This is a genomic window from Neobacillus sp. NRS-1170, assembly GCF_050468025.1.
This window is the reverse complement of sequence record NZ_JBITPF010000025.1, coordinates 155,460-168,443: the sequence shown is the minus strand read 5'-3', so window position 1 is coordinate 168,443 and position 12,984 is coordinate 155,460. Positions and strand designations below refer to the sequence as shown.

The following is a 12,984-nucleotide window of genomic DNA, read 5'->3' as shown; positions in this document are numbered from 1 at the left end:
ATTTTCAAAAAATTATATTAGAAAAAATTATTTGCTATTACCGGTGTAATTCCCATAGTACACATAACATTTACGATCTTCGTCTATTTCTCTTGAATCCATGGCAAACTCGACAAATTTCCCATCCCTTTGTATATAAATAAACTCCGAGTGGAGGGCAGGGAGCACTTCTTCATGATCCCAGACATCTTTATGCTCAATTAGGATTGAACCGCTTCTGTTAAGTTCTCTTATTTCAAAGCCAATATGGGAATAGTGTATTTCCGTTGGATCGTTCGTAAATATTTCTTTTTTGATGTATATGACTGCAGTCCCATCCGGGTCCATCGCTGTTGCAGTGACAACATAGGTCTCTCCTTCTTTCACAAAAAATTCACAGGACATCCTTGCCACTGCTTCTGCGCCAGAAACATTCATGTAATTCCAAAGGGCTGGATACTCGCGGTCATCATCAAGCCGATATTCCAGTCTCACAGGTTATCACTCCTTTTTCATTAATTTTACCATTGTCTTCCTCCATTTTACTTTTATAATTAAAATATATAACAAAAAAGGAGAGTGGTAAGGTGAAGAAAACCCAATGGTTAATAACTGGTGTTCTTACTTCTCTTATGGCTGGAACGCTTTCAGGCTGTTCCGATGATCTTCCGCCAAAGCCCAATGACAAAAGCTGCAGAGACTGGGAATGGGACGACGATCAAGGTGTGTGGCAATGCGATGACAGCCATTCAAGTCACTATGGACATTATTTTTACGGGGGAAGCTATTATCGAAATAAATCCTCCCTCTTGAAATCATCCTCCTATAAATCTTATAAATCTTCCTCAAGCTTTAAGGGAGGGTTCGGGAGCGGATCGAAGGGTGGATTTGGAGGTTAATAAATGCCCGATTACGCAGCAAAACGCAAAAGTTTTTATACGAAATATCCATTCTTTTGGTCGGATTTATACGGGAGCGAGTACAGTCTTTTTCACGTATTCCCAATAACGGAGGAAATCCACCTTAGGATTAAACATGCAACAGAGAAAATGGGACAGATTTTTTTTAAGACAGCCGGTCTGCTGAGGAATCTAACGGATGATCAGCTGCTTGAACTAGGATATCCAAAAGGAAGCCTTCCTTTTCTAAGAAAAAAAACTCTTTTTCCGGAATCGGTTATTTCCCGTTTCGATTTCGTGCTGACGAAAAATGGCATTAAATTACTTGAATTCAATAGCGACACGCCAACTTTTATTGTGGAATGTTTTCAAATGAACGGACTGGTTTGCGCGGAATTCGATATTCTAAATCCAAATAATGACGGGGAACGGCTTCTTTCCTCTGGAATTACAAAAGCCGTAATAGAGGCTTCAGCCGGAAAAATGTCACCGAACGTGGTGTTCACGGCCCACGAGGATCATATGGAGGATTGGAACACCACTCTATATTTAAGTCAACTTTGTCAGGTTAAAAATAAAACGGTTCCCTTAAGTGATCTTCGCATCACAAATAATGCTTTATTCGATTTGGACGGCGAAGTCATAGATGTTTTGTACCGGCAAACCTATCCACTTGAGCATTTAATCGAAGACAGGGACTCTAAATCAGGCGACCTTGTTGGAATTGAATTACTAAAGCTTGAAAAGGCAGGGAAAATTTCGATTATCAATCCTGTTTCCGCGTTTCTTCTCCAGCCCAAATCCATTCAAAGTCTAATTTGGGGATTAGCTGAGCAAGGTGCCTTTTATTCAGCAGAAGAACAAAAATGGATAAAGGAATATATGCTTCCTACCTATCTAGAGCCAGATACATTTATAGGCACTGGTGCCTTTGTCCAAAAACCATCCTTTGGCAGGGAAGGAGATTCTATAAAAATTTGGAATCAACATTTCGAGATCACTGAGCAAAATTCTTTTCAAACCTACGAACAAGAACTTCATGTCTTTCAGTCCTATGTACCTCTTCCAACTGTTTCGCTGGAGACAGAAAAAGGAATGGAGGAGCTATCTTACGTGTTCGGTTCATTTCTTATTGCCGGCAAGCCAAGCAGCATTGGGATTCGCGCAGGCGGGAAAATCACGGGGAATGAATCTTACTTTTTACCGGTGGGAATTAAAAAATAAGGGGGAACGTAAATGGCAAATTTCTTATTATACTTGGCCGTTTCACTTGGGCTTTTACTGGTGGGACTTTTTCTAATGGAAGTAACAACAAAGGTTAAGGAATTTTCTTTAATGGCGAAAGGAAATAAAGCAGCGAGCTATGTACTTGGCGGCCGTCTCCTTGGTCTTGCAATCGTTTTGTATTCAACCGCTGCCAATTCAATCTCCCTCATGGACATGGTAATTTGGGGAGCGATTGGCATTCTTGCTCAAATTATAGTTTTTTATCTGGCGGAATGGCTGACACCACGATTTAATGTCAACCAAAGCATCGAGGAAGATAACCAGGCAGTCGGACTTTTTCTTATGTTTTTATCGATTTCCATCGGCGTTGTGATTGCCGGCTGTTTAACTTATTGAAAAAACGCATCCCTTGGATGCGTTTTTTATATGGCCTGATATGTTTTCTTGTCGCAAATGATAAATAACCTTGCGTCTTTAGGAATAGGTTCATTCCATTTTTTCAATATGTTCAAATCGCTTCGGTCTGCAATTAACTGTGCCCCTTTTTGTTTAAGGCTTTCGTATGCCTCCCCATATGTTTTCCATTCCGGGCTAACTTCAACCTCCCAGAGATCACTTCCATCATCACCGTCTTTGCGGCTTAACAATTGAGTAAAGAGGTGGCTGGCCCCTTTCGTCTGAGCAGACTTTGCCATTAGGTTTGATACCGATTCATGCGATAGGATAAATTCATCGATTTTGACATGCTTAAAATTACCAACATGTTTTTCATTTAAAATTTCAGCAATCGTATAAATCTCTTTTTCCGTGCCGTCATCGTACCGTTCAATGGAGGAAGCAACTAAAAGTGTTTTTCCATCCGCTAAATCTGGATTGTCGATACCATCTGGGGCAAACAACAGAACTGCTTTTGCTTTTTCAATCTTTGCTTTTCTCAAAATGTCTTCATCAGTTGGACTCCCTTGAATATAAAGAAACCGTTCATGTTCATAAGGGGTCTTCTCCAATTCATCTATCAGAACAATATCAGTTTTTGGTTCTGCTATAAACAGTTCCTTTATGGTATTCTTACTTTTAGCAGTCCAGCCGACAATGACAAAATGATTTTCTCCTCTAAAAGTCATTTTCCCTTCCTCCTTCATCCGTTTATACTGGGAAACGCCATCGACAATCATGCCAATCACCGTACCAAACACACCAATCCCCAGTGTATAAACAATGAGCATAGCCCAAGTTCTTCCTAGCTGTGTTGTGGGATAAACATCCCCATAGCCCACTGTTGTCATTGTCGTTAAAATCCACCATACGGCATGGAAGGTATTTTCAAAGGTCTTCGGCTCGAGAATTCTCATAATTTCAGCATTTATAACAATATAAAACATTGTAAACAGCAATACCGTTCTGTAGCGGTACCGGGACGCCGTTAAAAACAATTTTCGAAAAAAAATCATTTATGCCCCACTCTCCTATAATTTCCATAAAATTTCTCCTACCCCTTATTTTTCTAATTTTATTATACAGTTAATTAAAGGTGGAGAATTAATAATGAAATCATTATTTGTAAAAAGAATTTTTTACAGGAGGCCAGGCATTGGTTTGCTCAAGAAAACCAGCTAACAAAAATAGGATTCGTTCAGCCTAAAATTTTGCGCAGATTAGTCCAAAATAGGTTGGTACTTCATACGATAAAAACTCAACTATCCGTTCTTCAGGTGGGATCGCCCCGGCAAGTATTAATGTCTGCCAAATCCCATCTGGTTTAGCAGCCTCAATAAAGTCACTTTCAAGATCTGCCATTTTTTCCAATTGGTTAGTTTTTATTAGTTCAACCACTATCTCGTCAAGTTTTTTAGCTGCCACATCGAATCCATACGGGCCATATTCATCGTGTGCATGGGCCCAGTCACAGCTGGCAATCAAACCCACACGCTTGTTTGTAGCTTGGACTGCCTTCCTTATTGATTTCTCGAACTCAATATGTTTCTGATAAGAAAGTTCTCTAGATGGATTTATCACGACGATTGGAATATTCGGCATAAACCGAAGCGGCACAATGGTCCCCCAATCAAGCGGCAAGCATGAAAAATCTCCAGATGCCGTACCAAAATTAACCGCGGCTGCTGGTATCTCATCTTCCATCGCGAATTGGCAAATCAATTTTGCCAGCTCTCTTTCCACCTTCCGTTCCAAATAAAAAACCGCCTCATTTTCTTCAACTGTTCCTGACATTCTTTCAGAATCTGTAATAGCAAATTGACCGTTGATTCGTGTGCCGTGTGGAGTGAGGACGATGATGCATTCAGGTTTTGCCTCCGACATTCGTGCACCCAGCATCTCCATATTTTTTCTCGTCAATGACATTCTTTCTGGTATCTTCCCCTGTAGCTCTGGAATAATTTCTCCTCCATGGGGAGTGATGCAGGCAAAAACAAACGGATTCATACTAGGCTTCACCTCATTTTATTATTCCTTCATTAATTTAGAGGACCTTACATACAAATCCTGCTTAAAAATAATAATTTGACAAAACAGCATAAAGAATATACAATAGTTACTCGTGCTTAATTAATAGTAACTTGTAATAGAAAAAATAACGCAATGTAAGAATTTTTCTGGCATTCTGCTTATGTTTTAAAATAAAAAACTTATTCACACTGGATCGGCTTCGGAGCCGTTAGGATGTAAGAGAGGTAGGGCTTACGTCGTTTAGGTATAAAACCATCAGGTGGAAGAATAACCGCGGCAAGCTTGTTTTTTATAAACAACGATTATATATAAGTTTTTACCTTGCGATGGCTGACTAGATATGCGCAACCACTCACAAGTTACAATAAGGGTTCAAATTGCGAACCAAAGCAAATAGAAGGCAGAGGGATGATAATTCCTCTGCCTTCGCCAATTTTTATTAACTTTCAATTACCATTGCTTGTTTTCCCATTTGCTCCCAAGCTTTAATAAAATTGTCTCGATCCAATTTTTTATTTTTGCTCCCGTATGGATCGTTAATATAGATATAATTTTCATCGTAGCCTGTAATCACGACGCTATGTTCACTAAAGGTAATATCGATTTTTCCCTGCGGGGTATCCCATGTTTGAAAAACAGAAACGGGAGCGAAGCTAGTCGTTGTAATAATCCAAACTGGATGCCCCTGGCTTACTTTCTTTAATAAATCCGTAAACGGACTGCCAGTTAAATTGACTGCTTTATCCCCTGCATATTTCTGTGCCAGTTCATAAACAGGACCATTATACACACCTAAACCAGGACCGTGTGCCATATCTCCAACAAACCCGGCATTTGGATTTCCCTTCTTGCCATTACTGTAGGTTAACGGAACCGTTTTAATATTTTCCGCCAATTCGTTTTTCGTTACTTTTACACCATTGTAGTTCAAAATCATGGCTAGGCTAGTAACCTCGCACCCATTATATAAAAGCGGTTTATCCATTTGATTTAACAAGGGTACATCTAATAGTTTACTATCAGGTAAAATGGGGCTTCCCTTCTGTAAAGCCACCTCTCTTGTAATCAATGGAGTATTAACAGCCTTAAATTCTGGTAAAGCCTCGCTCGACTTCACCGCCAAGATACTCTTTGCGCTAAAAAAGGTTATTATAAAAATAATACAGATGATCAATATTTTTTTCATATCCGATTAATTCCATCCTTGTTAGACTTGACTGAAAATTCATACTAGTAATATGCTATTATACTACCATACCAAAAAATCCCCAAACGATAAAGGAAAATCATTTCCAATTCCATAATAATCAGATAATCTTAAGTTTTCCTTAATAAAAATGCTCTTTTGCTGAAAAAAGCAAAAGAGCATTTTTTTTAAGTTCTTTTATTTAGATTAAGCTTTTTTAATACCTGGTTAATAACCTCAGAAAAAACTAAACCGAAGGCAATCGATCCGGCAAGCATAAGTACTTTTGCCGCAGAGCCTAAAGCAGAATTATAGTCGTTCTCAACAAAATTCCGCATCGCATCATATGCCAAGCCGCCAGGTACTAAAGGAATAATTCCGGCCACACTAAAAATTATAACAGGCATTTTATAAAACTTTGCAAGCTCCTGACTAATGACAGCGACAAAAACAGTCGCAGCCAATGTAGCGAAAACGGCATCATCTGAAAAATCTTCGAGAAGATAGTAAATGAGCCAGCCGCCCATACCTATAAGTCCACATTTTACTAAAGATTCTTTTGGTGCATTAAAAATTATGCCAAATGCACCTGTTGCAATAAAACTTGTGATTAACTGTGCCAGTATAGCCAATTTTATCCACCCTTACAAAAATGATAGGACGACCGCAATTCCTGCCCCAATGCCAAAGGCCGTTAGAAATGCCTCCGCCCCTTTTGAAAGCCCTGAAACTAAATGTCCTGCCATTAAATCTCTGATCGCATTCGTTACTAAAAGCCCCGGAACTAAGGTCATGACCGAACCGATAATTATTTTATCTAATTGGTGGCCAACACCAATTTTTACAAATATAAAAGACATCAACCCAATTATGAACGAAGCTAAAAACTCCGAGAAAAACTTAATTGGGACGAACCTGTGAAAATAAACAAAACTAAGATAGCCAATACCACCCGAAATGAGCGAGGGGATAAAATCATTCCAGCCCCCATTAAACATAATCATAAAACAGCCGCTTGCCAACGATGCAGCAGCCACTTGAACCATGAAAGGAAAAGTAAGATTTAAGGAATCGATTTCTTTCAATTGAACTAATGCTTCTTCAAGTTTCAATTCTCCACTGCTAATCCTTCTAGAAACACTGTTTACCATGGCGACCTTCTTCAAATCTGTTGATCGCTCGGAAATCCTGATTAACTTGGTCTTTGTCGGCTCCGCTCCTTCAGCAGAAAAAATGATTCCGGTCGGTGTAACATAGCTATGTGTTTTTTCAATGCCAAAGGAGGCAGCAATCCGCATCATGGTATCCTCAACCCGATACGTTTCCCCGCCGCTTTGCAGCATGATTTTTCCAGCTAGCAGGCAGACCTCCATAATGTCATAGGTTTGTTCAACTTGTTTTTCCATTAATTTTTCACCACATATTTCAACATTTGTTTCTTAGTTTAATCAAAACAAAGGTTCGAAGCAATTATCTTTGATTTATAGATTCACAAAAATGTTTAATTTAGGAAAAAATAATTATTTAAATTTTCTAAAAAATGAATTATACTATTGTCATATTTTAGCAAAAGGTGGCGATATGTTTTGAAAGCATTAAAATCCATTCTAATCTGGGGTGTGATTGCAGCCCTAGGAGCGGCAGGTTTTGCCGTGATGGCCTTAAACAATGGCGAAAGCATCAATGCGATTTGGCTGTTAACAGCAGCTGTTTGCGTCTATGCGATTGCATACCGTTTTTACAGCAAGTTTATTGCCCAAAAGGTTTTCCAGCTTGATGACTCAAGGAAAACACCAGCAGAAATACATAACGATGGGAAAGACTATGTTCCCACAAATAAATGGGTGCTCTTTGGACACCACTTCGCAGCAATTGCCGGTGCCGGTCCATTAGTTGGACCAATCCTGGCAGCTCAAATGGGATATTTACCGGGAACCCTTTGGATAGTAGTGGGGGTTGTGTTAGCTGGTGCTGTTCAAGACTTTATTATTCTTTTTGGATCCATGCGCCGAAACGGTAAATCTCTTGGAGAAATGATCAAGGATGAAATGGGTAAATTTACAGGCATTGTTTCAATGATTGGTATTTTAGGCATTATGATTATTTTATTAGCTGTTTTAGCATTGGTAGTTGTGAAAGCGCTTGTAGGAAGTCCTTGGGGTATGTTCACCATCGCCGCAACGATTCCGATTGCCATTTTTATGGGTATATATATGCGCTTTATTCGTCCAGGCCGTGTTGGTGAGGCATCAGCGATTGGTATTGTGCTTTTGCTCCTTTCCTTGTTCTTTGGACAAACAGTTGCAGAAAATCCAACGCTGGCAGCGATGTTTACCTTTAAGGGTGAAACCATTGCCATCATGATGATTATCTATGGTTTTGTTGCGTCGGTTTTACCTGTTTGGCTGCTGCTCGCCCCTCGTGATTATCTAAGTACCTTTTTAAAGGTTGGGACTATCCTTGCACTTGCCTTGGGCATTATTATTGTTGCCCCTAATCTTGAAATGTCAGGCGTTACAAAGTTTATTGATGGAACAGGCCCTGTGTTTGCTGGAAACCTTTTCCCTTTCTTATTTATTACTATTGCCTGTGGATCTGTTTCTGGATTCCATGCACTGGTCTCTTCGGGTACTACACCAAAAATGATTGAAAGGGAATCGCATGCCCGGCCGATTGGTTATGGAGCCATGCTGACAGAATCGTTTGTAGCGGTTATGGCGATGATTGCGGCATGCGTATTGCACCCTGGTGTGTATTTTGCCATCAACAGCCCTGCTGCTCTTATAGGCACCGATGTTGTTCAAGCGGCTTCAACTGTATCAAGCTGGGGATTTACGGTCACTCCGGATGATTTGAAAACGATTGCGAGTAACGTAGGGGAGCAAACCATTCTCTCAAGAACTGGCGGTGCACCGACACTTGCAATTGGAATGGCTGTTATTTTTTCAAAGGTAATTGGCGGTAAAGCTTTAATGGCGTTTTGGTACCATTTTGCCATCCTTTTCGAAGCTTTGTTCATTTTAACAACGATTGATGCAGGAACACGTGTAGGGCGCTTTATGATTCAGGACCTGATTGGAACTGCTTATAAGCCATTTGCAAAAACAGAAGCACTTATTCCAAATATCATAGCGACTGCACTTTGCGTGCTCTTCTGGGGTTACTTCTTGTATCAGGGTGTCATTGACCCGCTTGGAGGAATTAATACTTTATGGCCGCTATTCGGTATTGCCAATCAGATGCTTGCCGCCATTGCCCTCCTCTTAGGTACAACGATTCTTTATAAAATGGGCAAAAAAGCGTTTGTTTGGGTGACACTGCTGCCAACAACATGGCTGTTAATTGTCACTTTAACAGCAGGATGGCAAAAATTATTCCATGACAATCCAAAAATCGGTTTCTTAGCACATGCAAAAATTTATAAAGAAGCTTATGATGGCGGTAAAATAATTGCTCCGGCAACGACTGCTGCGCAAATGAAGCAAGTTTTAATAAATGATTATGTTGATGCCACCCTTACAGGAATATTCATGTTAGTTGTCATTGTTGTATTAATCTCAGCAATTCGTATTTGGTTTAAAGTAATTTCTAACCATAAATTACCGCTGCACGAGTCACCATATGTGCCTCGTGACAAGGGAGATTTGCAAAAATATGCTTAAAAAATTAAAGGAACTTAACTCCTTCAGAAAGCAATTTATTAGTCTGCTAGTTGGTGTTCCCAGCTATGAAACCTATGTTAAGCATATGGAATTGCACCACCCTGGTGAGACGGTCAAATCACGAAAAGAGTTTTTCTGTGAGGCACAAGAAGCCCGTTACAATGCAAAGGGCGGTAAAGTATCAAGGTGCTGTTAAAAAGGAAAGCGGAAGCGCCTTGACCAGCCTCAACAGGCAAATGTTCTTCGGCAAAAAAAGTCGCTTTTTGATTATTTGACCCCGAGTGGCTAGGCGCTATAGCTAGACAAGCGAAAACAGCCTGACACCCTTTTTAGGTGCAGGCTGTTTTTTATTGATTCCATATTTTCAATAATACTAGATTTATAACTACGATTAGGCCATAGATGAAAGCTAGCGTTTGTTTTTCGTTAAAATACAAGACAACTACTGGCAATCCGAAAATAATAATCTCTAATAATAGAAATGAGAATCCACTTAACACGTAAGGGGCTTTAGGTGCTCCAAACATTCCCCATATGACTGCTGCAAGTAAGGGCGTACCGATTCCAAGCAGGATTTTGATTATTGTTCCTTGTGAAACATGAAATCCCCAATAGCCTAAAATCACAAGCACTATGATTTCTAAAAGGAATCGGATACCAAGATTAATAGCTTTTAATGCTTCCATCATTTTCTCCCTTTTTATGACGTAATCTTTAATTTCATATTCACTAAAGAGCAGGAGTATTCGAATATCAAAATTTTCATGTTTTTTTACAAAAAACATGAAAATTGCAGGCCAAAAACGGTTAAAAATCAATTTTACTTACTTTAATTCTTTTTGGATCTATCTTATTTGCGGAAAAGGTCCTTTTATTTGAGAATTTCCCCAGTTTATTTGCGAATTTATAGATTTTATTTGCGAAAACCCCGGTTTTATTTGCGAATCAAATTTTATCAGCGAATCTATAGGATTTATCAGCGAATTTAAGGAGTTTATCAGCGCATTTTAGGGTTTTATCAGCGAATCTAGCCTATTTATCAGCGAATCGGAAAATTCTTATCCCTTGATGATAAAGGGACTTGTTTTTATGTTACCTTTACGTATCCTTTTTAGATATCTTTCACTCAATGATAAATTAATGACGATCCCAACAATGACTGCAAGTGGAAAACTAATGGCAAATCCTAGATGGAGAATAAACATGAAGATTGGTACCACGAAACGGAAGGTGACAAAGACAAGTGTAATGGCATAACTGCGGATCATCCATTCTTGGTGGCTTTGAATCTTTCGTTCCCGTATTCTTTTAAGTCCCATGAACGTGGTCAAAAACCACACTGCATCAAGAATGAGAAACCCAATTGTACCACCAATCCCGCCTGTTGCATAAAACGCAAGGTAAATTCCCGCGGGAACACTTAGAAGAATAGATGTTGCATATATTTTTCCCAGAGTACGATGTATTTTTATTTTTTTCCGGCTTGCTTTTAATAACTGAAATGGCCCGAGAATTAGAGCAATCGATCCTGTTGTAATATGAAAGAAAAATAAGATTTTCCATGTATTATAATGGAAATTAGGATTTTCTAACTTTCCGGAAACAATTCCAGTCTTGCGCGGATCGTTCAAACCATACATCACTAAAATATATCCAATGAAACCAAAGACAACAAAATAACTTAACCAAACTTTCCAATTTATTTTGCGATTTGCCATCTGCCTCTTCCTCCTCACGTTAATCCCTTTATCATCGCATTGACCTGAAAATCTACAAATCCTTCTTTTTCATGCCATTGAAAGTCCGGAAAGGTTATTAAAAGACTTGTGATACCATGAAGTGACGCCCATAAAGATTGTGCAGCCATATGTGCATCGTGCTTCTTAAGCACTCCCTCATTCATTGCAGCCATTACCATTTCGGTTAGTAATACGAACCCTCTTACCCGGTCATCTTCTTCTGTCATTACCTTTTGAAGCTGATGCAGATTTTCGACGAAGATTAACCGGTAATATTCAGGATGCTTTAATCCAAAATCGATATAGGCATATAACGACGCTTTCAATCTTTCCCCAGCGTCACCAGAGTTACAATTAGTCACACCTTCTTTTAAGCATGTTAGAAAGATGGCATACCCGTGTTTTAATAAATGAATCAAAATTTCCTCTTTGTTGGCAAAATATTTATATATAGCTGTTGCCGAATAATCGATTTGCTGTGCGATTTTTCTCATCGAAACATTTTCATACCCGTCTTTTAGAAACAACTGGACCGCCGCTTCAATGATTTCGAGCCTCATCTCCTCAATTTCCCGTTTTCGTCTTTCTTTGGTGCCCATATTTACTTCACACTCCAAAACTTTATTAACGCAGTTATTTTTGTTAACACTGTTAACTTATATTACGGTGTTAATTATACAACTAATGGAAAATTTGTAAATACTTTTTTTGGTAAAAATAAAAAAGGACGAGTTTCATTCAACCCGTCGTGTACAGCACTACTCCCCAATATTGTTTTCAAACCATTCCTGAAGATCTTTCAAGGAACTAAAAGAAAAAATTTCTTCGCCGTTTTGACCGTTATCACTTCCAGTGTTACCTCTTAAAGTAATTTGTCCTTCATCACCTGAAATCAAGATAGCATAGGGATGGTTAACATTTATGTACCTTGCATCTAAATCATTATCAAGCCAGTTCTTACTTTGCAAAAATGCTTCGTAATGTTCCATTTAACTGCCTCCTTTCATTCATATTGTTCCAATAACATAAAAAAAGAAGACAACGAAATTGTCTTCTAAAGATTTTTTTCGATAAATTGTAGTGTTTTTTCGATTATGACCTGTTGATCATTATCAAGTGTAGCCACATGGTAGCTGTCTTTCATGTGATGAATTTCTTTTTCCTCAGAACTGATTTCATCAAAGATTATTTGCGAATTATTAGGAGGAACGACATGGTCCTCATTAGAAACAAATATTAATGAAGGGCAACTAATCTTATGTAGGTCAGCTCGAACTTGGTCCATAAAAGTTAAAATTTCCTTTACTGATTGAACTGGTGTTTTTTCGTACGCCAGCTCTTTCACTTCCGGCTTTTTAATATCTGAACCCACGCCATCTAAAAATCTAACCCCTTCTAACTGGCGGACAGGATTCATTTCAGGAATATCTACCGCTGCATTGATTGGGATAATCGCACGAATTTCCGGATGATTTTCAGCCATATAAAGAGTTAGCGTCCCTCCCATGGAAAGTCCCGTCACAAATAGGGTATCACACCGCTCTTTTAACCATTGGAAGCCCTCTTCAATCGAATCGATCCAATCCTGATAAGTGGTTTTTTCCATATCTTCATAATGTGTTCCATGTCCCCTCAGCCGTGGTCCGCAAACTGTGTAACCAGTTTTGGCGAAGGCATCACCGAGTGGCCGCATGCTTTGGGTCGACCCCGTAAAACCATGAGAGACTAAAATGCCAACATTATTCCCTTCAAAATAAAATGGCTCTGCGCCTTCTAAAACAGGATATTTTTCAGTCATTTTCCTTATCCCTCCAAACTTGTCATAT

16 protein-coding genes are annotated in these 12,984 nt (G+C 39.1%); 5 read left to right on the top strand and 11 right to left on the bottom strand.

From position 1 onward, the window contains the following. Nucleotides 1–27: 27 nt before the first annotated feature. Nucleotides 28–474, bottom strand: coding sequence for a hypothetical protein (locus tag ACIFOT_RS10985; RefSeq protein WP_430064520.1), 447 nt, complete (start codon nt 472–474; stop codon nt 28–30). A 137-nt stretch (nt 475–611) separates the two neighbouring features. Here ACIFOT_RS10985 and ACIFOT_RS10980 point away from each other — a divergent pair, with 137 nt between their 5' ends. Genes ACIFOT_RS10980 through ACIFOT_RS10970 form a run of 3 tightly spaced genes read left to right on the top strand, consistent with a single transcriptional unit; the run spans nt 612 to nt 2,501 of the window. Continuing rightward, nucleotides 612–878: a hypothetical protein gene (locus ACIFOT_RS10980; RefSeq protein ID WP_430064638.1), complete on the top strand. Its 267-nt coding sequence runs from the start codon at nt 612–614 to the stop codon at nt 876–878. Nucleotides 879–881: 3 nt separating this feature from the next. After that, nucleotides 882–2,102 (top strand): glutathionylspermidine synthase family protein, encoded by a 1,221-nt coding sequence (locus ACIFOT_RS10975; RefSeq protein WP_430064519.1) that lies wholly within the window; start codon nt 882–884, stop codon nt 2,100–2,102. Between the two features lie 12 nt (nt 2,103–2,114). After that, nucleotides 2,115–2,501 (top strand): DUF350 domain-containing protein, encoded by a 387-nt coding sequence (locus ACIFOT_RS10970; protein WP_223589589.1) that lies wholly within the window; start codon nt 2,115–2,117, stop codon nt 2,499–2,501. Between the two features lie 26 nt (nt 2,502–2,527). Here the strand turns inward: ACIFOT_RS10970 and ACIFOT_RS10965 are convergent, their stop codons facing one another. The 5 genes from ACIFOT_RS10965 to ACIFOT_RS10945 all read right to left on the bottom strand — a co-directional run bounded on the left by ACIFOT_RS10965 (nt 2,528) and on the right by ACIFOT_RS10945 (nt 7,163). Continuing rightward, nucleotides 2,528–3,556 carry a potassium channel family protein gene (locus ACIFOT_RS10965; protein ID WP_430064518.1) on the bottom strand — a complete coding sequence of 343 codons (1,029 nt, stop codon included), beginning with the start codon at nt 3,554–3,556 and terminating at the stop codon, nt 2,528–2,530. 187 nt (nt 3,557–3,743) lie between these two features. Continuing rightward, nucleotides 3,744–4,547, bottom strand: a complete 804-nt coding sequence (locus ACIFOT_RS10960) for an extradiol ring-cleavage dioxygenase (protein ID WP_430064517.1) — start codon at nt 4,545–4,547, stop codon at nt 3,744–3,746. Between the two features lie 463 nt (nt 4,548–5,010). Further along, a complete protein-coding gene (locus ACIFOT_RS10955) occupies nt 5,011–5,757 on the bottom strand; it encodes a C39 family peptidase (RefSeq protein WP_430064516.1) in 747 nt (248 codons plus the stop codon). A 188-nt stretch (nt 5,758–5,945) separates the two neighbouring features. After that, nucleotides 5,946–6,389, bottom strand: a complete 444-nt coding sequence (locus ACIFOT_RS10950) for a threonine/serine exporter family protein (RefSeq protein ID WP_430064515.1) — start codon at nt 6,387–6,389, stop codon at nt 5,946–5,948. 12 nt (nt 6,390–6,401) lie between these two features. Further along, nucleotides 6,402–7,163, bottom strand: coding sequence for a threonine/serine exporter family protein (locus tag ACIFOT_RS10945; protein ID WP_430064514.1), 762 nt, complete (start codon nt 7,161–7,163; stop codon nt 6,402–6,404). Nucleotides 7,164–7,343: 180 nt separating this feature from the next. Between ACIFOT_RS10945 and ACIFOT_RS10940 the strand changes: the two genes are divergently transcribed. Both ACIFOT_RS10940 and ACIFOT_RS10935 read left to right on the top strand, forming a co-directional pair. After that, the gene (locus tag ACIFOT_RS10940) at nt 7,344–9,419 is read left to right on the top strand and encodes a carbon starvation CstA family protein (RefSeq protein WP_430064513.1); all 2,076 of its coding nucleotides are present in this window, start codon (nt 7,344–7,346) and stop codon (nt 9,417–9,419) included. Continuing rightward, nucleotides 9,412–9,615, top strand: a complete 204-nt coding sequence (locus ACIFOT_RS10935) for a YbdD/YjiX family protein (protein ID WP_430064512.1) — start codon at nt 9,412–9,414, stop codon at nt 9,613–9,615. Before ACIFOT_RS10940 ends, ACIFOT_RS10935 begins: the two co-directional genes overlap by 8 nt. 151 nt (nt 9,616–9,766) lie before the next feature. Here the strand turns inward: ACIFOT_RS10935 and ACIFOT_RS10930 are convergent, their stop codons facing one another. The 5 genes from ACIFOT_RS10930 to ACIFOT_RS10910 all read right to left on the bottom strand — a co-directional run bounded on the left by ACIFOT_RS10930 (nt 9,767) and on the right by ACIFOT_RS10910 (nt 12,956). After that, nucleotides 9,767–10,108: a YrdB family protein gene (locus ACIFOT_RS10930; protein ID WP_430064511.1), complete on the bottom strand. Its 342-nt coding sequence runs from the start codon at nt 10,106–10,108 to the stop codon at nt 9,767–9,769. A gap of 369 nt (nt 10,109–10,477) precedes the next feature. Continuing rightward, on the bottom strand, nt 10,478–11,137 hold the full coding sequence (locus ACIFOT_RS10925; protein ID WP_430064510.1) for a DUF2306 domain-containing protein: 660 nt from the start codon (nt 11,135–11,137) through the stop codon (nt 10,478–10,480). A 14-nt stretch (nt 11,138–11,151) separates the two neighbouring features. Next, complete coding sequence (locus tag ACIFOT_RS10920; RefSeq protein WP_430064509.1) at nt 11,152–11,757, bottom strand: TetR/AcrR family transcriptional regulator; 606 nt, start codon at nt 11,755–11,757, stop codon at nt 11,152–11,154. A gap of 159 nt (nt 11,758–11,916) precedes the next feature. Then, nucleotides 11,917–12,147: a hypothetical protein gene (locus ACIFOT_RS10915; RefSeq protein WP_430064508.1), complete on the bottom strand. Its 231-nt coding sequence runs from the start codon at nt 12,145–12,147 to the stop codon at nt 11,917–11,919. Nucleotides 12,148–12,212: 65 nt separating this feature from the next. Beyond that, nucleotides 12,213–12,956 carry an alpha/beta hydrolase gene (locus ACIFOT_RS10910; protein WP_430064507.1) on the bottom strand — a complete coding sequence of 248 codons (744 nt, stop codon included), beginning with the start codon at nt 12,954–12,956 and terminating at the stop codon, nt 12,213–12,215. Between the last annotated feature and the right edge of the window lie 28 nt (nt 12,957–12,984).